The 19,854-nt window shown below is 58.4% G+C and carries 22 protein-coding genes and 1 CRISPR repeat array; of the genes, 10 read left to right on the top strand and 12 right to left on the bottom strand.

Translation table 11 applies throughout. The annotated features are described in order from the left end of the window. Positions 1-212: 212 nt before the first annotated feature. Positions 213-611 (top strand): nucleotidyltransferase domain-containing protein, encoded by a 399-nt coding sequence (locus QXU72_08555; GenBank protein MEM0495295.1) that lies wholly within the window; start codon positions 213-215, stop codon positions 609-611. Between the two features lie 754 nt (positions 612-1,365). Then, positions 1,366-2,434: a CRISPR direct-repeat array (repeat unit 25 nt; unit sequence GAAGCAGCTGGGAAAGAATTGAAAG). A gap of 66 nt (positions 2,435-2,500) precedes the next feature. On the opposite strand, the gene QXU72_08550 is transcribed toward QXU72_08555, so the two are convergent. The 7 genes from QXU72_08550 to cmr4 are packed head-to-tail and all read right to left on the bottom strand — an operon-like array spanning position 2,501 to position 12,443. Beyond that, on the bottom strand, positions 2,501-4,198 hold the full coding sequence (locus tag QXU72_08550) for a TM1812 family CRISPR-associated protein (protein ID MEM0495294.1): 1,698 nt from the start codon (positions 4,196-4,198) through the stop codon (positions 2,501-2,503). 6 nt (positions 4,199-4,204) lie between these two features. After that, entirely contained in the window at positions 4,205-5,239 is a 1,035-nt protein-coding gene (locus QXU72_08545; protein MEM0495293.1) for a type III-B CRISPR module-associated Cmr3 family protein, read from the bottom strand. Beyond that, complete coding sequence (gene cas10 / locus QXU72_08540) at positions 5,236-8,670, bottom strand: type III-B CRISPR-associated protein Cas10/Cmr2 (protein MEM0495292.1); 3,435 nt, start codon at positions 8,668-8,670, stop codon at positions 5,236-5,238. The genes QXU72_08545 and cas10 overlap by 4 nt, the downstream gene beginning before the upstream one ends. A 2-nt stretch (positions 8,671-8,672) precedes the next feature. Then, complete coding sequence (gene cmr6 / locus QXU72_08535; protein MEM0495291.1) at positions 8,673-9,590, bottom strand: type III-B CRISPR module RAMP protein Cmr6; 918 nt, start codon at positions 9,588-9,590, stop codon at positions 8,673-8,675. A 5-nt stretch (positions 9,591-9,595) separates the two neighbouring features. Further along, the gene (cmr1, locus tag QXU72_08530; GenBank protein MEM0495290.1) at positions 9,596-10,897 is read right to left on the bottom strand and encodes a type III-B CRISPR module RAMP protein Cmr1; all 1,302 of its coding nucleotides are present in this window, start codon (positions 10,895-10,897) and stop codon (positions 9,596-9,598) included. Continuing rightward, entirely contained in the window at positions 10,894-11,325 is a 432-nt protein-coding gene (locus QXU72_08525; protein MEM0495289.1) for a type III-B CRISPR module-associated protein Cmr5, read from the bottom strand. The genes cmr1 and QXU72_08525 overlap by 4 nt, the downstream gene beginning before the upstream one ends. Continuing rightward, the gene (gene cmr4, locus QXU72_08520; protein MEM0495288.1) at positions 11,322-12,443 is read right to left on the bottom strand and encodes a type III-B CRISPR module RAMP protein Cmr4; all 1,122 of its coding nucleotides are present in this window, start codon (positions 12,441-12,443) and stop codon (positions 11,322-11,324) included. The genes QXU72_08525 and cmr4 overlap by 4 nt, the downstream gene beginning before the upstream one ends. 774 nt (positions 12,444-13,217) lie before the next feature. Between cmr4 and QXU72_08515 the strand changes: the two genes are divergently transcribed. From QXU72_08515 to QXU72_08495, 5 genes are all read left to right on the top strand, one after another. Continuing rightward, the gene (locus QXU72_08515; protein ID MEM0495287.1) at positions 13,218-13,427 is read left to right on the top strand and encodes a HEPN domain-containing protein; all 210 of its coding nucleotides are present in this window, start codon (positions 13,218-13,220) and stop codon (positions 13,425-13,427) included. Between the two features lie 10 nt (positions 13,428-13,437). After that, positions 13,438-13,614: a HEPN domain-containing protein gene (locus tag QXU72_08510; GenBank protein MEM0495286.1), complete on the top strand. Its 177-nt coding sequence runs from the start codon at positions 13,438-13,440 to the stop codon at positions 13,612-13,614. Then, positions 13,583-13,906 (top strand): nucleotidyltransferase domain-containing protein, encoded by a 324-nt coding sequence (locus tag QXU72_08505; GenBank protein ID MEM0495285.1) that lies wholly within the window; start codon positions 13,583-13,585, stop codon positions 13,904-13,906. The genes QXU72_08510 and QXU72_08505 overlap by 32 nt, the downstream gene beginning before the upstream one ends. Before the next feature lie 219 nt (positions 13,907-14,125). Beyond that, a complete protein-coding gene (locus tag QXU72_08500) occupies positions 14,126-14,389 on the top strand; it encodes a ribbon-helix-helix protein, CopG family (protein MEM0495284.1) in 264 nt (87 codons plus the stop codon). After that, positions 14,386-14,820, top strand: a complete 435-nt coding sequence (locus QXU72_08495) for a hypothetical protein (GenBank protein MEM0495283.1) — start codon at positions 14,386-14,388, stop codon at positions 14,818-14,820. Before QXU72_08500 ends, QXU72_08495 begins: the two co-directional genes overlap by 4 nt. A 342-nt stretch (positions 14,821-15,162) precedes the next feature. On the opposite strand, the gene QXU72_08490 is transcribed toward QXU72_08495, so the two are convergent. Further along, positions 15,163-15,345 (bottom strand): hypothetical protein, encoded by a 183-nt coding sequence (locus tag QXU72_08490; protein ID MEM0495282.1) that lies wholly within the window; start codon positions 15,343-15,345, stop codon positions 15,163-15,165. Between the two features lie 141 nt (positions 15,346-15,486). Here QXU72_08490 and QXU72_08485 point away from each other — a divergent pair, with 141 nt between their 5' ends. Together QXU72_08485 and QXU72_08480 are read left to right on the top strand one after the other, a co-directional pair. Beyond that, positions 15,487-15,714: a type II toxin-antitoxin system HicB family antitoxin gene (locus QXU72_08485; GenBank protein MEM0495281.1), complete on the top strand. Its 228-nt coding sequence runs from the start codon at positions 15,487-15,489 to the stop codon at positions 15,712-15,714. Then, a complete protein-coding gene (locus QXU72_08480; protein ID MEM0495280.1) occupies positions 15,701-15,943 on the top strand; it encodes a type II toxin-antitoxin system HicA family toxin in 243 nt (80 codons plus the stop codon). Before QXU72_08485 ends, QXU72_08480 begins: the two co-directional genes overlap by 14 nt. Before the next feature lie 546 nt (positions 15,944-16,489). Here QXU72_08480 and QXU72_08475 read toward each other — a convergent pair. After that, on the bottom strand, positions 16,490-16,684 hold the full coding sequence (locus tag QXU72_08475) for a hypothetical protein (protein ID MEM0495279.1): 195 nt from the start codon (positions 16,682-16,684) through the stop codon (positions 16,490-16,492). A 490-nt stretch (positions 16,685-17,174) separates the two neighbouring features. Between QXU72_08475 and QXU72_08470 the strand changes: the two genes are divergently transcribed. Together QXU72_08470 and QXU72_08465 are read left to right on the top strand one after the other, a co-directional pair. Beyond that, entirely contained in the window at positions 17,175-17,405 is a 231-nt protein-coding gene (locus tag QXU72_08470; GenBank protein ID MEM0495278.1) for an AbrB/MazE/SpoVT family DNA-binding domain-containing protein, read from the top strand. 119 nt (positions 17,406-17,524) lie between these two features. Next, entirely contained in the window at positions 17,525-17,875 is a 351-nt protein-coding gene (locus tag QXU72_08465; GenBank protein ID MEM0495277.1) for a reverse transcriptase-like protein, read from the top strand. A gap of 534 nt (positions 17,876-18,409) precedes the next feature. On the opposite strand, the gene QXU72_08460 is transcribed toward QXU72_08465, so the two are convergent. The 3 genes from QXU72_08460 to QXU72_08450 form a co-directional block, all read right to left on the bottom strand. After that, positions 18,410-18,835 (bottom strand): type II toxin-antitoxin system VapC family toxin, encoded by a 426-nt coding sequence (locus QXU72_08460; protein MEM0495276.1) that lies wholly within the window; start codon positions 18,833-18,835, stop codon positions 18,410-18,412. 2 nt (positions 18,836-18,837) lie between these two features. Then, positions 18,838-19,068, bottom strand: a complete 231-nt coding sequence (locus QXU72_08455; GenBank protein ID MEM0495275.1) for a type II toxin-antitoxin system CcdA family antitoxin — start codon at positions 19,066-19,068, stop codon at positions 18,838-18,840. 437 nt (positions 19,069-19,505) lie between these two features. Next, the gene (locus QXU72_08450) at positions 19,506-19,649 is read right to left on the bottom strand and encodes a hypothetical protein (protein ID MEM0495274.1); all 144 of its coding nucleotides are present in this window, start codon (positions 19,647-19,649) and stop codon (positions 19,506-19,508) included. Positions 19,650-19,854: the final 205 nt, after the last annotated feature.

The raw sequence follows: 19,854 nt of genomic DNA, 5'->3' as shown, positions 1-19,854 counted from the left end.
GGAGAAGGCGGGCGTAAAAGCGCTTCTCGCCAGCTGCAGTCTCCAAGGCGGGTTAACCCTGGGGTACTTCTCCCGCTTCGAAGGTCGGCTTGAGCGCAAGCCGCGTTAAAGTGGTGTAGAGCGCCGCAAAGGTAAGCTTAAACCGAGGGGCAGATAGACACGCGAGAAGTGCATCGCAGCGGCCCAGAGGGTTCTGGAGTGGGTGAAGAGCCGTGGAAACCTTCCCTGAGCTCGGCAAAGTGCGGCTCTCGAAGAAGCAGAAGAGGGAGCTCCTAGCCTTCCTCAAGCGCTTGAGGGACGAGCTCGACGTCAGCGAAGTCTACCTCTTCGGCTCGAGGGTCTACGGCACCCCGCTGGCGGACAGCGATCTCGACATGGTGGTCGTCTCTGAGAAGTTCAAGGAGAGGAGCTTCATCGAGAACATGGAGCTCCTCAGCAGGCTCTGGGACGGGTCCTTCACGCTGGAGATGTTCCCCTACACACCCGAGCAGCTGGAGAAGTACAAGGGCAGGAAAGTGGTCGTAACCGAAGCCCTGGAAAAAGGCGTCAAGCTCGACCTGCGCAAGCTATCGAGCCCCAGAAGACCAGGCCAGCGTGGTAGATACCACTAATCCCAGCGCGGGGTCAGCACGTTACCCTCGCAGGGGCAACAGCTCGCCCAACCCGCCGTGAACGGGCGGTGAGCACCTCCAGCGGCACCTCCTCGCCCCTCAACCCCTCTAGGCTCGAGAAGCGATTTCAACCCCCGCCGGTGCGAAGAAGCCGCCCTACTCATCCTTACTATGGAGCCTCCTCCGCTCCCTTCCCCCCTCTCTTCCACGTGAAGAAAGCAGGCCCACGTAGCGAGAACTCAATGCTCCGCTGCGGGTTGAATACACCTCCTCACGCCGGTGAGGTTTTGGAGCTGCTTCAAGCTACATGCTCAGCAGTTCGTGCCGTTAAAGCACCCCCCGGCGCGCCGAGCCCCCAGCCTGCCGCACAGCTGGAAGTGCTCCCGACCTTACCGACCATAGGCTCGCCGCCAGCACGAGAACCCGATCGGGCAGCCTTCCCCAAAGGCCTCCGAAGGATAAAGCCATCGCGGAGATCGAGCGCAAACGCGAAGCTATGCGCACGGGAAAGGCATAAGGGCGCGCAGACCCTACCCGCCAGCCTGCGGGAAACGCGTTCCCCGCTCTTCGAAACTGGATTTAAAAGCTAAGCGACCTCTCCTTAGAAAGTTCCTCTATTCCCCGCCGAGGGGCGGGAACTCCACCCCTCCTCCCCCGAATCCACAGATAAGCGGCGAACAACGCACCCTGCGGAAAACGATACTCAAAATTCGAGAAGACAAACCTTAAAAACCACCACGCGTAAAACCACACGGAAGCAGCTGGGAAAGAATTGAAAGCGGGTTGCCACGCCCGCTCTCTACGCGAAAGGGAGAAGGAAGCAGCTGGGAAAGAATTGAAAGCTTTTTGCACAGTGTTTTTCCCGTTAAGGGAAATTTCTGAAGAAGCAGCTGGGAAAGAATTGAAAGATTTCACCCGGCTTCAGCTTCAAGAGGTCTAGGTTGACGTCGAAGCAGCTGGGAAAGAATTGAAAGCTCATCGGCGATTTCCTGTGGGGCTTGTACACGTTTCTGAAGCAGCTGGGAAAGAATTGAAAGTTTTCTGCCCTTTCAGGGAAAGCGGCGGACACAAGTGAAGCAGCTGGGAAAGAATTGAAAGCGAGTTTGGCCTACTGCCGCACGATGTGATAGATTTCAAGAAGCAGCTGGGAAAGAATTGAAAGCCCTGGCGCGTACTTTGAGCACGCTCTCAACGCCTTCCCTGAAGCAGCTGGGAAAGAATTGAAAGAAACTTCTCCCACGTACTGGTAGAAGTTGTTCCTGCCCTCGAAGCAGCTGGGAAAGAATTGAAAGCGCTCCCCGCACCGTGGGCACACCGCGCGCGGCATGCCTCAGAAGCAGCTGGGAAAGAATTGAAAGTGTCTCAGCCTGCAGGAAACGGAGGGGAAAAAGAATTTGAAGCAGCTGGGAAAGAATTGAAAGAAAGGAGTGGGACTGTTGCTTTAAGCGGCGGCAGCGTGGCTCTCTCGAAGCAGCTGGGAAAGAATTGAAAGGTTCACGGCCTGCACCTTCATCACATCGAAAATGATCTCCGTGAAGCAGCTGGGAAAGAATTGAAAGTCTCACGTCCTCGATCCCGGAGAGGTCGAACCTCAGGGGAAGCAGCTGGGAAAGAATTGAAAGGCAGGGCGAGCTGTGGGGGGTGTGGCGGCCCCAGTACACCACGAAGCAGCTGGGAAAGAATTGAAAGGCTGCGCAAGGGAAACAAGGTAACCGTACAGCGCCTTACCCTTCTGAAGCAGCTGGGAAAGAATTGAAAGGACGGTTGGCTTTCTGTGGACCATCGTTTTTCTTAACGCGAAGCAGCTGGGAAAGAATTGAAAGATGCTGAGGGTAGCTCGGCATCAGGGTGGGGGTGGCGCGCCGATGACTGCTCGAGGCTTCGCTGGGTTACTTCACGGTCGCCGGGGTGCTCTTGGCTAGTCGCATGACCGGCTCGTAGTCGTAGGGACAGGCGACCAGCCTCTTTCCTTCGATCAGGGCTGCAATGAACGCTGTGCCGCTCGCTAGACCGGCGTGGGCGTAGAAGTTCCTTTCGTCGAGGCCCGCCTCAGGTAGGGAGATTATGAGCTTCACGCCCTCTCCTTGGTGCACTAGATACTTCCTTCCGGACTTCCGAGCACCGCTAGAGGTCTCGGGCCCGCTGCCGCGCATCCTCCTAAGCAGGGCTCGCACCTTTCTGATCTCGTAGTCGATCAGGCTGGCGGTGTCGAGTGGGTATATGTGATTCGCTACGGTCCTCATCCGATCCAGGTCAAGCACCGGTGCCCTGCCCTCCCCCTGCTCGAGCCTAGCAGCTATCTCCCGAACTTTGCCTTCCTCCTCGCCGCTGTATTCTCTCAAGCACTTCACGAGGATGCTGTGCGGCTCAGGGCCTGCTTCGAGCTGCTCCGCTACCTCGCTGAGCGCGCGAACGATCTGGCTGACCAGGAGAACCTCGACGAAGGGGCTTGCCCCCTCGCCGTCACTCCACCTGTAAGTCAGGCTGCGAACTATGGGCTCGACCCCCGCCCTGTCACCCCCGACGCGTCTTTCCTCGTCCTCGTCCTTGTCCTTGGCTTCCACCTTGACCTCTTCGAGTCTCCCGAGGATCTCGTCCAGCGTGGGGACTCTACACTGGAGTGCTAGAGCTAGGGCCCAAAAGAGGGCTCCCCTGACCAGCAGTAGGCAGGACGTCAGCGCCCTGAGCCACTCGTCTGCGGTGCAGCCGCCTCTGCTCCAGTGCCCGGCTAGGCTCTCGGCAGCTTTCTCGAGCGAGCTGAAGCCCGCGACGTAGTTCTCGAGGAATTCCTTGAGGCGCGGGACCACCAGCGCGCGGATTTTCTCTTCGGCGATTCTATTGACTCTGACGGACACGCCCTCCCTCTCGAAGCCTCTTATCAACAAGGGATCGGAGTTGTAATGGGAGAGAGTGATCGTGGCGGGCTGCAGAGCCCGCCTCAGCAAGTAGAGCGAGCAGGCCAGCGACACGCCCTCTACAAGTGCGTGAGCGAAGTAGTTGATGCCGTGAGTGGTATCGACGATGACATCGATCGAATCCTCCTTCGCGTGCTCGCACAAGGCTTTGAGCGCGTAGCCTACGACGCCCGCGAGGAGCGCCCTGTAGAAGTTCTCCCTCCCACCCCTCCACGTGTAAACGTAGCTGTCTCTCCTCCCTGAGGCTATCCCCGGCAGCGTAGTGATCTCGCACTTGATCTGGCGGCAGAAGCTCTCGAAACTCCTACGCGCCTCGTCGACTCTATCCCAATCCTCTTTCAGGAGGGCTTTCTCGCAGTACGAATATATCCAGGAGCCGCGCACGAGGCGGCTCGCTAAGTCGGCTCTGCTCAGCGCTTTTTTCGAGAAAAGCTCGTCTTTCAAATCTTGATCGTCTTGGAGCAGCCTGTTCAGGAGGAGGGAATCTTGGATGAAGATCTTCACGAGCTTTGCGGAGTGGCAGCGCGCGAGAGCTTCTATGGAGAAGAAAGTCTCGTATCGTCCCGTCCCTTGGCACGAGCTGGCATCGAGGTAGTACTCGCACTTGACAAGATCGGAGACGTCCCCCAAAGCTGCGAATACTAGCTTCGCGGGCGGGCTCACCCCGCTCACGGACGCTCACCCGAGCGCAGCAAGGCTCCCGTAACCTATCCTCCCCAGTAGCTCGAGCAGCGCTCCTCCGGGTACGTTCGCGTAGGGGCCCACGTCCCTCGTGTAGCGCTGACCCTCACAGAGCTTGACGATCGATCCCTCGAGTATCGCTGGGTACACGGGCTTCCTCGACCTCTCGGCGATGCTGAAGCCCAACCCCCTGAGGCCTACAGTGCCGCTGATTAGCTCGAGGAAGCACTTATCCCCCACTTTCACGCTCACCCTACCACCCTTCCTCTCGATTCTCATCGGGCTGCGCAAAACGAGCGGCGAAAGAAGCACCGCGTAGCCTCCTTCGAACTCCGAGCCGGCTACAAGCTCTGCCACGCCCCCGTCAACGCCTAGGACCTCGAGTCTGGCAACTCTGCCTTCGCCACCCACCGCCGCTGCAGCTCCGTTGAGGCGGGCTAGCGAACCAGGCGCTGCGCCACTATCCGAGCCGATCTCAACAGCTATGTAGTCGCAGCGGACCGAGACATAGCTCGCAGTGTAGAGGAAGCCCTCCCTCACGGCTTTCAACCCCTCTCGAGCGGTTAAAGCTATCCCCACCCGCTCCTGCAGGCGGGGCTCTGCGCGGTCCTGGATCTGCCGTAATCTGCTTATGAAGCCCTCGAGATCCCCCTTCTCGATATTGGCGAGCTCCCGTTTGAAGTGGTAGGCGAGCTGGTTTAGATCGATGAAGAAGAGGTCGCCACCTGCCCTGATCGGAACGTAAGGGGTGGAGCCCTGGGCCAGGTAGGGGCCGCGGATCCACCTGATGCCCAGCTTGTTGAGCAGCTCGAGCATCCTATCCACGTAGCACGTCCAGCTCGAAACGGGCTCCACTGGCCGCCTTAGGAGGAGGGATACTAAGAGCCCAGCGACGGTGCTAGGGGCGAGAAAGGCCTGCGAGACAGCGGCTGCGCTCACCCCGCGTGCCGAGGGGTCGAACTCGCCGGGACCCCGCAGCATGAGCGGCTCCAGCGGTTTTATCCTGACTTGGTAGACCGATACACCGCTCACCGCATCCCACCCCTCAGATTCCTCGCGGAGCGAACGATAGCTGTGAAAATGTGCGCGGCTTCCTCTCTCCCTCCCGTCTCCGCCTCCACCACGCTAGTCCTGAACTTCATGCTCTCATGCTTATCCAGCTCGCAGATGAGCTCTGAGAGTTCATCCCACCTGATTCTCTCAGCCTCTCTTCTCTCCCTCCTGCGCGCCAAGTTCCTCTTAAGGACGAAGTCCACCAGCGTTTCAACGAGCTCCACGTAGCGCCTGGCGGCTTCCACGAGGTTACTGCCCACGCTTTCCACGTCGTAGAGGAGGCTAGAGGAGTACAGCTGCTCGCCAAGAAGCGGGGACACCGAGCGGAGCAGGCCGTCAACGGCCTTGGCGGTTAAGGATACCTCGCGGAGGTAGTCTTCAGCGCTAACGCTCCCCTCCGCGACGTGGAAGCCCCTGTTCAGCGTCAGCGGAACGAAGGAGAGCTCCACACCCCCTCTCGGCACGTATGCGAAAGCAGCCGTGTCCTTTGTGAGCCTCTCTTTCCTCCCCTTATGCGTGCAGGTGGTGCGAACTCTAGCCTTGGCATCCTCGAGCGCTGAGCCCGCGCGATCGAGCGCCAGGTGCAGCGGGTAAAGATAGTGAGCAAGCAGCGCGCAGTAGCTCCTACCTACGCCCGGCAGGGCCGGTAGCCAGGCACTCCTCACCCTGATAAAGCCTTTTTCCGGCGAGACTTGTACTCCACCGCTGGTCAAGTGCGGCTGCCCGGACTCGTGCCGCTCTCCCGCCGTAGAAGCTCGCTTTTCACCGCCAGGCGTCTTCTCGGCGCGGCATCTATCGATAGGGGCTCCCGCGAAGATGCGCCTGCTGATGCAGACCAGCTTTGCCAGAGAGTCAACTGGGGCGAACGCCATCAGATCATCGCCGCCGGCGTAGACGATGAAGCCTCCTAGCTTCGAGACCGCCACCGCTTCGAGGATCGCGATTCTGGATAGGGCGCTGCTGATCGAGAAGTGGTAGGATATGCTTACAGGAATCGCGCGCTTGCGTCGAATTTCCTCTACCACCTGCCTGGCGCGGGTCAGCCGCCTTCTCACCTCATCCTCGCTCTCGCTCAGCTGCCCCGAGAGGGATGCCGACCACTGCCTCAGGGCAGCCTGCCACCTCTCCTCATCTTCCTCTAGCAGCGCGGCGAGCAGCTTCTCGAACTCGCAAGCTCCGGAAGCCTTCAGGATTCCCGCGAGCAAGGTTCCTAGCTCAGCAGGGTCATCCTCCAGGCCGTGCAGCGCCGAAACATCGCCTACGAGCAGCTTACCAATGTTGTCGCCGTCAGCCCGAACGATGCCATAGTAGCTCCACAGGTAGCCAGCGAGACCCCACTCGCGTATGAGCGAACTCCAGCGGGTCCTCAACTCCTTGTCGCTGGAGAGCCAGAGCGTTTCAGCGTCCGCCTTAAGAAGCCCGAGCAGCAGGCTCTCCGGATCCCTACTCAGCTTCAACTCCTTAACCTTTCCCTCCAGCTCCATTTCAGCGAGCCAGGGCCTGGCCTCTCTCGCGACTGCTCTGAGAACATCGAAAAGCAGGGGGAAATGAGCTGTAAGCTGATTCTGAAGACTCTGCGCTGGGACGGTCCCCTTCCTTATGCTCTCAACGAGCTTCTCCCTAAGCCGAAGCGAAGCCACGTCAGGTGTGGATGGGAAGCCGAAGCTAGCTCTCTGAGGTGTTCGGGGTTCCTTGGCGAGCCGTCGAACGTATTCCTCATCCTCGCCTAAGAGTAGTATGTTGAGTAGTCGTGGCTCGAGGCTGAGGACCCTCTTCGCGAAGCACCAGGCGCAGAGCCTCTCTCCGGGCGCGAAGATCGTCTTAAGGCCCCGAAGATCAATCTTAACTTTGTGGTTATCCAGCCATTGGGTGAAGCTGTCGAGCTCTGACTCCTTCTCTCCGCGAGCCATAGCATCTCTAATCCTCCTCCACAGCTCCTCGATTTTGGCGCTCTCCCAGCCCCTCACCACAGCACCGTACACGTAGAAGCCGTACTCCTCCTCTTCGGGGCGCTCGCCCTCCCCCGAGGGCAGCACAAGAAGGGCTGGCAGCCTTCCACAGGAGGTGCAGTACTCGAAGCCTCTAGGCGAGCGGCGGGGGAAGCCTATGCCCCTAGCGAAGGCCGCTTCCGTGAGCTGGTCGACCTGCAGCTCAGCTTCAGGTTCGACCCTCCTGTACTTGCGCTGAGCTAGCCTCGAAGCCAGCTCGTTGTACTTTTCGCTGTAGGTACGCCAGTACTCTTGCCCCTCCAGCTCAACCTCGACCACCTCCACCCTGAGTTGGAGCGGCGGCACCTCGTGGAACAGGGCCTTCTCGTACTCTCCGCCGTAGTAGCTGAAGACTCTAGCGATAAACTTCCAAACGAGCTCCCCCTCTTCGTCTTTCGCTCTCTCCTCCGCGTACGCGCGGATCGCCCGCCACAGGCTGCGCCAGCCCTGCCTAAACCTGCTTTCGAGTGCTGGAGCTACATCATCCCCGAGGATGCCCTTGAGCTCCTCCGTGGGCGGGAGGATAAGCGTCGCCCTCTCGGGCACGCAAGCGTACGGTGGGACACAAAAGCCCTTGTACAGTTCCAGCAGGTACTCATCCCCCATGTACGCGTACTTCGTCGCCTTATCCAGCTCGTTAGGTAAGCTGGGTGGAAGCTCCTCCTTCGGACAGCTACGCACCTTGTGGGAGAGCCAGTGCAGGAAGAACGGGTTGAGCCTGAGCGAGGGGGTCACCACGACGTCGGGCCCCAGCTGCTCCACTAGCGGGAGGATGGTGTACCAGACCAGCGCCGAGACGAGGTAGCTGGACACCCACGCGTCCCTAAGCTTCCTGCTCGACGCCACGAAGGCCTGGACGCCGGCCACGTCGAGCCCCACGAGAAGACCCTTCCTGGCGTCGCTCGCCATCCAGTTGAGGGCCGCGGCAGTGGCGTAGTTGTGGTCGAACACCGTGTGGGTGGGGACCCTCGTCTCCGCCGGCCCTACAGGTAGGTCCTGGTCGATCCAGAGAACCTCGTAGAGCGCGTAGAGCAGCAGGTACCTCAACTTCGCATCTGCAATCTTGCTTAAGGCATCGAAGAGCCTCTTCCTGAATCCCTTAACCTGCTCCGCGGGCAGCTTTTCTGGCAGCTCCACTTGGAAGAGCGGGTTGATAGGGTTCTTCAGGACCAGCTTCCTGCAGGGCATGAACCCCCGGACGTACCTCTCGCCCATTATGATCGAGAGGACGTACCTGTCGATGCTCGACGCCAGCCTATCCGCCTCCCTGACCTCTCTCGGAATATCCCCGAAGCCGGCTAGCTCCTTCACGTACTCGAGTGCTGCCTCCTCGTGCGGCTCCATGCCCAGCAGCAGCCAGGGCTTTTCCGGAGGATCGTGAAGAAGCGCAGCGATCTTAAGCCTGAAAAGCTCCTCACTCATGGTTACGTCACCGACCTGTACTCGAGCAGCTTAAAGCGTGTGTATCCGACCGAAGTCTTCGCTCCGACCCCCTGCGTGAGAGCGTAGATAACGGCGCAGTCGACGAGGGGGATCAGGTCTGGATGTACCTTGCCACTAACGTTTTTGAGGGCTTCAGCTAAGTCGCCCTCGAAGATTTCAAAACCAGCGCCCTTTCCCGCCAACTCACGTGTAACTCTTAACTTTCGCCTCTCGTCCAGAGCAGCTGGAAGCCCCTTGTTAAAGTAGATGTAAAAAACGAATTCAACACCCGGAGCTATCGTCGGAAAGGGTACGGGATTCGGCTCAACATCCAGCTCCGTCTCCAACTGCTCGGTCTCAGGGTAGTGCGGTGCCAAAATATCGGGCTCGAGGAGGCGGCCCCTGGCTCTCACTGGGTAAGCATCGGTTACACCCACAAGCCCCACGCCTTCTTGCGCACCGCCGAAAACTCGCTCAGCAGCGCCTTCACCGAATCTCTTTCTCAAGGCGTGCCTGAAAGCTCCCTTCAGACTAGAAGCGGGGATTAAGGGAACATTAAGCAGGGGGTCGAAAGCTAGCCCGATCTCGAAGAGAGCCTTGCCGAACGCTTCCCCCGTTCCAACAAGTCCCCTTGCTACGCTTACGATCCTACACTCCTTGACCTGGAAGCCGTTTACTAGAAGCGCCTCCTTAACATCCCTTATGTAAGCCTTCACGTGGTGCAAGCTCCCGCAGCTCATCCTACAGATCCTTTCAAGGAATATGCGTTTCTTCTTTGGTCTATCAGATTCGCTCAGCATCGCTACTCGGGCACCAGCAAGCGTTGCGTATGAAAACAGGCTAAGGTTGCTCGAATCCCCTGCGATTAGCTCGATTTCGTGAAAGAATTCCTGTCTCTTCTCTGATCTGAACCTGCTCATACCCTTCACTCCCATTCAGTTTCCAATATACCTTTGATGTAGTCCATAGCTTGATTGAAAGCAGCGTCAATATTGGGAATATCCGTGGCCTCCCTCTCACTTCTGCGCAGGCTCCGGTATTTCATCATTGCTCTGCTCCAGTCGCATGTTTTAAAGCCTAGTACGATGACGTAGTAGCGACTACCAATGGGGATTCCCATCGGAACGAAAATAACTGGCGATTTTCTTCGGACGGTTTTTGGGTCTCTTTCGCCAATCTCAGCTAAGTACCCCGTAAGCCGCCTCTTTTTTGGTTCCTGCCACCTGGGTAGACCGAGGATCCATGTGCGATACGCTTTACCGGTAATAGACCGTGCTTTTCGCAAAGCATCACGCGGAGGAATTCTCTTCCTGACGAAATCCAGCGCTTTCCAATACATCTTTAACGTAGCTCTTCCGATTGCTTGGAGAGCATCTAGATCTCCGTTAAATAATTTGTTAGCTACAAAAACTCTATAGTAGCCCTCCTCGGGGGTCTCGATCAAAGGACATTCGTGTTGTGCTGCGTTTTCCATATTCTCCACGAGCGGAGCCGTAAGTTCGACGCAGGTATTTAGTGTGCTCTCAACGGTCTTCGCAATAAAGTCCGACTGAAGCTTCGCCCCGCTGAGCACCTCCCTTTCGTTGTTTAACCTCCTCAAGCTGTTGAAAACTTTCGTTGCCTCAGCCAGATCACAACGCATTTGAGTTGGCACTAGCTTTCCGAAGCCGCGGCTCGTTGCTTTTCCAACCCCACCAAAGGTTAGAGCCAGTAGCAGCGAAGCGACTGCGAAAGCGTCCTCGTCACGGCGCGTATCTGCCTGCCTGTAGAGATCTACGCGTAAGCGGCTACCCAATCCCAGGGCTCTATCCTCTAAGATGCCCCTTCCGCCTAGCTCAAGAAGCCCTAGGCGTGCAACACTCTTGTACCCCTCCAACGAGGTAGTTCTCACATCGAGCTCCGTTACGACTATCTGGTACTTAGAAGGGCTTGCCCTTCCGCGTATAGTTCCAAGCACTTTCGCTACGACCCTGTCGGCGCCCTCTAGGCTTGGAAACTTGCCGAAGCGTCTATGGATGGCGGCTGAGGCTAGGACGCGAGCCCACCACCTCCACACGCCTTTAATGGAGAGGGGCCTTAGCCCCTCTCTACCTAGATCCCCGTGACAGGTAAACGTATCGTAACCGCCGATGAGCAGCGGGGTGACAGCTCTCAACTCTAGGCTGCAAACGAGATCTCCGCTTCTAATCTCGTTCTGCAGGGCCTCGAAAGGATCTGCATAGCTCACTGCCGTTCCCCCTCTTCCCAGGTGGCTTCACAGAGCCGCTTGAATTCCACTAGGAAAGGCCTGAGAATTGGTACAATCGCCGTACTCTCTCCTCTAAGCTCGAGCAGTACCTCAACCATTGCATCCGTGCCACCTTTCTCCAGAAGATTATCAACGTCCCTCGCTGGGCCTAGAACTCCGATTTCCTTCAGGTAGAGCAGGATTGCTTTAAGCATCAGCTTGTAGTCTGTGTCTTTCTTCTTGCTGTAAAAGAAGCTCAGCGTCGGGACTAATCCTATCCCCTCCACTAGCTCGGGGGCGTCCCTGGCTCGCGCACGAAGCTTGCGACCCAGCTCCTTGCTCTGAGCTGTCGATTCAAGCTCCCTTTTAATGCTCGTGAAAATACTGAGTGCAGCTCTCACCGGATCCCTAAGCTGTTCAGCGCTCATGCGCTAACCACCTGAAGCCTTACGATACCCTTACCGATCGTCTCGTGACCGCCGAGCACAACGTATCCCTTCAGATGGTTGGCAAGAAGCTCCTTCACTCGCTCTCTCACGCTGCTGGCGAGATGCGCGGTGGCACCCGCTAGATCGTTCTTCTGCAGAGCTTCCTCTACCCTCTTTCTCGTCGAATCGTTTAGCAGGCCGAGCTTCACGAGAGCTTCGAGGTATGCTGTATCATCGACTCGCTGCTGGCCCCGTTCGCCCTCGCTCTGCCTACCCAGAAGGCTCGTCACGAACTTCTCAGCGAGGGGCGGCTTCTTGAAGAGGAACACCGTAGCGAACCTCGTTTTAGCCGGCACGTACTCCTCGCTCCAGAGGCCTCCCTCCTCCACGGTCTTCGTATCCCTCCTCAACCTGACCCTCGTGAGCCTCAGAAGCCCCCGGTCGATCGCGTGCCTGGCTTCATCGTCGTGGAGCACCAGCAAGGGCTTGTCGAGACCTAGGGCTTTGCTGAGCTCGCCGCCGCTTCTCGCCTCCTGAGGAGTGAGCCACAACTCCTCCAGCAGGATAATCTTGCTTTCCAGCTCGTTCACGACGAGCTGATCCTTGCTCCCCACGCAGAGGCAGGAACCCCTATTCACTCCCTTTGCTTCTTTCAAGAGCGACTCCACATCCTTCAGCAGGTCCCCGTTTGCGCCGTGGAGGCGAGAGTACTCGAGGAAGCTACTGAGGAGCACCGGTGAGGTCACGTAGGCGTACACGCCCCTGAGGCTGCGCACGGGCATTGCTACGAGCCGCGCATCGAGAACCGCGACGCTGGACTCGAAGCTCTCCTCGGGCTCGGGCTCCGGCCCTAGAAGAGCTTCGGCAGCCCTCCTCGCGAGCGTTAAATCGTTCTTCTCCTTCACGAGAGCCCAGAGCAGCGCAGTCTTCAGAGCACCCTTCAAGCTGCTAGCGTAGATGCAGGGATAGCCGTACTCGTCCCTCTGCACGGGGAGGTCAACGACGCCGCCAGCGCGTCCTACACCAGCGTGAACGTGCGTCACAGCCTCGATGAGAACCAGATCAGCCAGCTGGTAGGCGGACGGAACCCTAATCAAATGCTGGTGAGGCTGAGCCATCGATTAAAACAAGACCTTATTACATATTTATGATTATCTGCCCTTTTAGCGAGGTCGGCTGCCAAGTCAAACATTCGACAAAGAGCAAAGAGTCGAAAACCGCATCGCTCGTTGATATCGAAGCCTGCAGGTGCGGCTTGTTCCAGCTGGCGGGACTCCAGAGATCAGCTAGTAAGCGTGGAGCCGCCAGGCTGGGCGGGGCACCTGAGGGAAAACTCGAACCCCAGTAGTTGGGGCCGAAGTCGAGAAAGCTCATTACCCCCTTAACGCAGCCGCGCGTAGGCTTACCCCCAGCCCTCGTGCACCCAGGTAGGTGACGTGAGCATACACGAGGATCTTTAAGCCTTGCGATCCAGCTCTGCTCCCTCTCAACGAAATTGTCGAAGCTAGAGCCTGGGCAGGACCAGCGTGGCAGCGCCTGTATCCACGAGCGCTGCAACCTCTACCGACCTGCCGCCGCAGTGCAGCTTGACGACCTTCCTCACGCGCACACTCCCGCCCGGAAAAGCCCTCGGGCGATCCGAACAAGCCTGGTGGTTTGCGACCTCGAGGGTTTTCGCGACTTCACTGCTTAACCCTTCTCTGGCCTGCGCAGCCGACAACACTCCATCGGCTTCACACTTTAGCATGCGGCCACGGGACGGCAGCTTCCGCGAAGGTGGCTGACTCTCGCCGTGGTTGAAGCGTGGGCAATCTGCTTCTCTCGCGCTTTACGCTGGTGACGCTTTTATAATCTGCCTTCGGACTCTGGGGAGAGGTCTAGGGGGTGCGGCGATGCCCGTAAGGGGTGAGGCGCTGGATTGGCTAGCGGAGGCTAGAGCAGACCTCCGCCACGCGGAGGTGAGCATCAGCGTGGGCGACTACAACTGGGCTTGCTTCGCGGCCCGGCAGGCGGCCGAGAAGGCGTTGAAGGCTTTGATACTGCACGCGCTGGGCGAGTACGCCCCGGGGGCACGACCTCGTCAAGCTCTACCGCAAGGCTAGGAGCGTAGGCCTGTCTCTCAGCGAAGGAACTCTCTCCAAACTCTCGGCGTACTACACGGTAGCTAGGTACCCGAATGCCGGCGTGGAGAGGCCCTCCGAGGAGATCACAAGGGAGCAGGCGGAGGAAGCTGTCTCGACGGCTAGAGGGGTCTTGGATGAGGTCGCGAAAGCTCTTCAAGACCCGTAGGGAGGTCCTTGAGGCGCTGGAGAGGCTCGCCAGGGAGCTCGGCGCGACGGTGTACCTTTTCGGGAGCTACGCGAGGGGGGATCACACGCTTGAGAGCGACGTGGACGTGGTCGTCGTGTGCGAGCGCTTCGAGGGCATGGAGTACGCGGACAGGGTTGCGCTCGTGAGGCTGAAGCTGCCGCGGGAACTGGGCTTCGACATAGTAGCCTTAACGCCCAGAGAGTTCAGCGAGAGAGCGGGGCGCGCCTTCTTCAAGGAGATATCGAGATACTGGGTCGAGATCAAGCCGTAGCGCTCCGCAGGGAGCGGTGCCGCGGCGCCCCTCCCGGTGAGCCCCGCCAGCTCCGACCACGGGGAGCCTGCACGAGTGAGCAAGCTCGTTCCAACCCTGCACGTTCTAGCGGCCTTCTCGCGGTCAAGCTTGAAATCGCGCCGGTGGGCGTGCTTTACAGGCTCTGAGGCTGTGTTGGCGGGAAGCTTAATTAACCGGTGGTAAAAGGTGTTACAGGGTATGACCACTGTTAAGGTGAGCGTGAGCCTCCCGGGGGACCTTTTGAAGAGGGTGGACGCCCTCTGCAGGCAGCTGGGGGTGTCGAGGAGCGAGCTCATAGCGAGGGTGCTGGAGGAGAAGCTGGGGGCGGGCGAGAGGAGCCCCAGGTACCCCACGGTTTTGTGGAAGCTGAGCACGACCGGCTACCTCAGGCTCAGGTCCCCGCGGCTCCGCGGCAGGTCGATCAGGGAGAGGTGGGTCGTCGAGGAGGTTGAGGAGGAGTGAGGATCAGCTACCTTTACGCTGAGGACGGCTACACCGACCGCGGGGAGAGAATACCGGACGTGCCGGTCGTCTACCTCGCCGTTAGGGTGGGCAGGCGCCGGGCGCGCGGGCCAGCCATCATCGACACGGGCTTCGACGGCGGCATCTACGCTAATTTAGAGATAGCGAGGATGTTCGAGGGGGTTGAGCCGGCGGACAGGGTTCTCTTCGAGAACCCCCTTTACGGCGCCTCTGAGTTCGAAGTATACGTGGCGGAGGCCTCCCTTTACCACGGCACCAGCCACGTGAACCTCGGCGAGGTCAGGGTCTACATCCCCACCGAGCCGGAGCTCCTGACAGGAGAGGTACTGGTGGGCAGAGAGATTCTGAACAGCAAGGTGAAGACGCTGGCGCTCGACATGCTAGAGAGGAGAGTGATCCTCGAGCTCTAAACGACCAACTTCAGCCGCTGAGCGCCCGATGCGCGCACTGAAAGCTGCCGGCAAGGCAAGCAGGCCACCCACCGCTACCTGCCGGTAATGCACGGCGAAAGGTCCGCCGGAGCCGAGCCGGAGAGCCTGCCCGTAAGTTCGAGCAGAAGCCCACAGGGGAACACATTAGAGCGTGCAAGCCGGTAGACGCCGGGCTGGATGAGCCCCTGCATCCCCTTGAGAGGTGAATGAGATCGCCGGGGATCCGAGTCTCTGGCAAATTCTGAGCGCCGTAGTTCCTCATGACTCACGCGAGCTCTCCGAGGTCATGCTGCCGGGGGCTCCGCGGGGCGCGGATCACAGCTACGCCGATTCGATCCCCAGTTCCCTGGCGAGCTCTATCGCGCGGCTCATTTGATCCGGTGTCAGGTTTCTCGCCGCGTGCTTCTCGCTGAAGTAGATGAAGTCCGCTATCCTGCGCTTGCTGAGCTTCACGGCTCGCGGCTTTGGGGGTGGGATGTCCAGAGGGCGCACGGCGCTGCTCACAACTGCTGCTTCGTGGACCCACCGCGGTTGGCTTGACGACGCCCTCGACCATCTCTTTCGTCAGGTAGCCTGCTAAAGTCTTAGCAGCTATTTCCTAGGGTAAAGCTTAAAAGTGAGGAGGAGAATATTAAAGCAAAACGTATGAAAAAAATAATACAGGTAAGGATTTACAAAGGAGAAAAGTACTATGTTGCTGAGTGCGTTGACCTGCCAGTTGTCAGCCAGGGTAAAACTCTGGATGAAGCTGTGAAGAACATAAGGGAAGCGATAAGCCTTCATCTTGAGGGGGAGGACTTGAGCGAATGGGATATTCTTCCAGGCTACTCCATTCTAGTCAGCATAGAAGTACCCTCCTATGCCGAGACTTAAAGTATTGAGTGGGAGAGAAGTAGTCAAAATATTGTCGAGATTCGGGTTTACGATAATTTCTCAAAAAGGTAGTCATGTGAAACTTAGGAGGATCCTACCGGATGGAACAAAACAATCTTTAACTATTCCTCTCCATGAGGAGTTGGATAAGGGAACTTTGAAAGCCATCTACAGGCAAGCCTTAAGATTCATCCCTGAGGAAGAATTGAAACCATACTTTTACGATTAGATCTAAAACTTTTGAGAAAACTTACACCTCGTCAGGAGCAGGCAGATCCCAGTCAGGGTCAACCCTAACCTGGCCCAGAGCCTTCTCAAGCATTATTCGCTGCCCTATGGATGCAACAAGCTTCCTCGCGAACACTGCAGCATCAGGATTAATTGACCAAATCGATACTGACCCTTACTAAGAACTCTGTGAACTCAGGGTGGACTGATAAGGAGTTAAAGTATGAACATTAAAGCCTCAACAGCTGCCTGAAAGCAGGGTCTAATCCTCCTACAGATTATATGCCGTAACAGTTATTCAGATTTAACGAATACATGCATCGTTAGAAAAGGAAGAGGAGTCTGTAGGAATAACAGCATCCATACTGGCAGGGAGGGAAGCGGCAGAGGCTTCGCTCCCCTCCCAATAAACAGCAGAGCAAACACCACGATGACTACTACAGCAACCACTAGTTTGCTATAACCTGCATAGCATCTTCCTGCATAACCGCTATTGCTTTGGCGCGCCGTGAACCGCCATCCGGCAGGGCACGAGACGAGTTGGTCCCTAGGATTTTCCTTCCAGAATATTCTCTAGTAGAGCACATCCCTTGAAAGGGACAACCCTGTTATGCATTCTTACTGCACCAGCCAAGGTTCCATTCGACAGAGACGCTGGGAACTGTGTATTGATCACCCCCTTTCCCTGCACTTCCTCGACCGGGATATTTTCTCTTGAGTAGAATGCGTCTGCCATCCTCAAGTTAATACTCCTTACGTCTGAAGCTTAGACGCTCATCCACTTAGCTTTCGGCGTAGCCAGCTCAGGAACATGAGCAGCATTAGCTGAGCCTGAGATTACGACTTGTGCGGTATGTAGCCCTCATGGATCAGCTTCTGCAGGGGAAAAAGCAGGTCTAACTCCAAGTTAAGCCTCCTTATTAGGCACTTCATGGCACGGGGAGCCTGCTCCGCGAGCTCGAGCAGAGAAATTCCACGAGAGTCAGGGACAGGGAGCACGTAGAAGCGTGCGGGCTGGTAGGCATCAAGCTGGAGGATCCCCTTATCTCCCTCGAGGGAATGAGGGGGTAGCTGGGAACCCGTGTCTCCAGCTAACCCTGAGCGCCGCAGTTCCTCCTGTCTTGCGCGAGCTCTCCGGGGGTCGCGCTGGGCGCGCTGCAGGAGGCTTTCGGTGAGGCGCGGACCGCAAAAATGGAAAGGCTTAACCGGTACTACTGCACTACGGTACTGCGATGGAGGAGGTCGTGGCCACCAGGAAGTACCAGGTTACGATCCCCAAGGCCGTCCGCGAGAAGCTGGATATCAAAGTGGGCGACAGGCTGTCGGTGAGGGTTTTTGGCGGCAGCATCGTGCTGGAGCCCGAGAAGGCTCTGGAGAGGTTGAGGAGCATCGCTTCGCGCCTGCTGGGCGGGCCGCAGCGCGTAGATGCGGTGAAGCTCGTTGAGGGGTCTCTTGGAAGGTAGCACGATCTTCGCGCTGGCGAAGAAAGTGGACGAGACTCGAAAGGAGCTGCCGTGAGTAGGGATATAATCCGGCGCGTGACGGTGCTCATCGAGCTCCTCGAGGAGCAGGGAGCACGTCGATGATAACCGTCTACTTCGACGGGCTCTGCGAGCCGGTCAACCCGGGCGGGATCGCTGCGTACGGCTTCGTAGCCTACAGAGATGGGGAGAGGATCGCGGCCGGCAAGGGGATCGTGGGCGCCGGCTACAGAGGCGACGACGTGACGAACAACGTCGCAGAGTACACCGCTCTCATCAGGGCTCTCGAGTGGCTCGTCGCTAACGGCTACGCGGGAGGCAAGCTCGTCGTCAAGGGCGGCAGCCAGCTCGTCATACGGCAGCTGCAGGGCCGCTACGCCGTGAGAAGCGCGCGCATCCCCCCTCTACAGGAGGGCTGTCGAGGGAATGCTTATGACGCCCGACCAGGCTGAGCGGATGCACGCACCCACTTTTCAAATCCACGCGGTATACGACGAGGCAGTACCCCTAGACCGCGCGAAATAGTCTTTCGAGGTGCTGAAAGTTAAGAAGAAGTTTATGGAGGTGAGGGGCGGGCACGTCTTCAACGACTACCATGTGCGCAGGCAGGTGGAGAAAGAGATCCTAGCGTGGATTAAGGAACACCTCTAGCCTAGCAGTTTACTCGAGGTGACCTTATTTCTCTAGAACGTGCTTTGCGAGCTCTTTCAATCCAGGTAGCCGTGCTGCCTGTACCAGTCCAGCGTCTCCCTCAGACCACTGCGCTGGCTGTCCACTCGGTTCCCTTGACGCTGACGAACTCGTAGAGCTCCATCCTTCCGAAAAAGGTGTAGTAAGCCACCAGGCTCACTACGCAGTCTATCACCCATCGTGGCGGTGGGGGTCATGGGGTCCGTGGCGCCGCCAACGACGATCTCCCTGACAGTCGAGTTGAAGGAGGCGGGCGGATCTACGAACACGCAGCGTTAGCCCTCTGCTTCTAGCTATTACCGCGCGCGGTAGGCCTGCCTGAGTAGCTCCTCCAGGCTCACCACCTCAATCGCATGGCCTACCTTCCTTCTAAGCTCCCTATCCTCAGTGACGAGCACTAGCCCGTGCTTCCTGGCTAGAACCACGTATGAGGCGTCGTACGCCGTCACGCCGAGCTCTAGCGCCGTTTCGACAGCCTCCTTCTCGCAGCCGCGCAGGTCTAGGATGCTCAGAGTGCCCAGGAACTCGGCTAAGGCGTCGACGAACTCAACAGCCCTCTCCCTGTCGAGCCTACCCAGCAGGTGCGCCTCCTTCCAGACAGCGTTCAAAACCTCGTAGACCGTAAGCCACTGGATGCAGCCCTCGCTCAGGAGGTCAAGGCGCTCGAGCTTCAGCGCGTGGACGAGCGAGGAAGCGTCGAAAAGGTACTTGCACTCCGGCAAGCCTACCTCCTCTCGCGATCCTCGCGAACCAGCCTAACCAGCTCCTCCACCTCGATCCTGTCCAGGACGTCGCGGAAAGCCTCCAGCTTCTCGAATAGCTTCTGCTGCCGCCTCCTCCTCACCTCCTCCTCCAGAGCCCTCCTCAGCACCATGGATACGTTGATACCCAGCCTCTCCGCCTCCTCCTTAAGCTCCCTCCTGACCTTCGTGGACACCGTTACATAACTACCCATGCGTAACCCTTGAATTCCTACCATGAAGTAGCTAATAAGCGCTGCTGGCGCGGGTCAGGGAAGAGTGAGGATCGGGGCGCCTGCAGGTGAAACGGGCTTAAGTTCTGCTTCAGGCTCTCACCTCCCGGGGAAGCACTAAGCGCTCCGAAGGGCTCTCCCACGCGCTCCGCGTGCTCGGCTGCTTCGCGCACCCTGCGCTCGGTACCGCGGCGCTACTCACGCCAGGCGGTTCGGCAAGGGGGTCCGCGCCTACAGCTCACCGTCGCGCTTCGCTCTCGCTGGCTTAAGCATGGGAGGCGCTAGGTTCGCTGCGCAGCCCACCCCCTCACCGCTGGGTTGAAGAGGCCCGTGGCGTCGCCAGCAGCAATCCCCGTGCAGATGAGGCGAAGAAAACAGGCGGATCTACGAGCGCGGTGCTGGCCTCCTGCTTCGAGCTTCTACCGCGCGTGGTAGGCCTGCCCGAGGAGCTCCCTCAGGCTTACCGCCTCGACCTTGCGGCTCGCCCCGCGAGAATCTCTCTCGGTAAGCTTCCTCAGCTCCTCTAAGGCTCTACCCCCACCTGCCCTGCGCTCAGCCCGCACTCAACAGGGTACGCCACGCCCCGAAGGCGCCCGGTGAACTCCCCCACTTAGGGCTAACTTCTCGAGAAGATCAACAAATAGTCTCCTGTCGCCGATCGAACAGGAGAGCACACACTCTGTATAATATTTAGACTTATGAAGTTATGCGCGCCGGACCCCCGGCTTCCGCTCATAGCTCTGTGAACGTTCCTCGCGGCGAGCCTGC

Origin of the sequence: Thermofilum sp. (assembly GCA_038741495.1) — an archaeon.
Lineage (GTDB): Archaea > Thermoproteota > Thermoprotei > Thermofilales > Thermofilaceae > Thermofilum.
This window is presented reverse-complemented; position numbering and strand designations above follow the sequence as displayed.

Coding starts and splice junctions, on each gene's coding strand:
- cas10 (MEM0495292.1), bottom strand. CDS start 8,670: ATGAGTGAGGAGCTTTTCAGGCTTAAGATCGCTGCGCTTCTTCACGAT.
- cmr6 (MEM0495291.1), bottom strand. CDS start 9,590: ATGAGCAGGTTCAGATCAGAGAAGAGACAGGAATTCTTTCACGAAATC.
- QXU72_08525 (MEM0495289.1), bottom strand. CDS start 11,325: ATGAGCGCTGAACAGCTTAGGGATCCGGTGAGAGCTGCACTCAGTATT.
- cmr4 (MEM0495288.1), bottom strand. CDS start 12,443: ATGGCTCAGCCTCACCAGCATTTGATTAGGGTTCCGTCCGCCTACCAG.
- QXU72_08515 (MEM0495287.1), top strand. CDS start 13,218: ATGCCCGTAAGGGGTGAGGCGCTGGATTGGCTAGCGGAGGCTAGAGCA.
- QXU72_08505 (MEM0495285.1), top strand. CDS start 13,583: ATGAGGTCGCGAAAGCTCTTCAAGACCCGTAGGGAGGTCCTTGAGGCG.
- QXU72_08500 (MEM0495284.1), top strand. CDS start 14,126: ATGACCACTGTTAAGGTGAGCGTGAGCCTCCCGGGGGACCTTTTGAAG.
- QXU72_08485 (MEM0495281.1), top strand. CDS start 15,487: ATGAAAAAAATAATACAGGTAAGGATTTACAAAGGAGAAAAGTACTAT.
- QXU72_08480 (MEM0495280.1), top strand. CDS start 15,701: ATGCCGAGACTTAAAGTATTGAGTGGGAGAGAAGTAGTCAAAATATTG.
- QXU72_08470 (MEM0495278.1), top strand. CDS start 17,175: ATGGAGGAGGTCGTGGCCACCAGGAAGTACCAGGTTACGATCCCCAAG.
- QXU72_08465 (MEM0495277.1), top strand. CDS start 17,525: ATGATAACCGTCTACTTCGACGGGCTCTGCGAGCCGGTCAACCCGGGC.
- QXU72_08455 (MEM0495275.1), bottom strand. CDS start 19,068: ATGGGTAGTTATGTAACGGTGTCCACGAAGGTCAGGAGGGAGCTTAAG.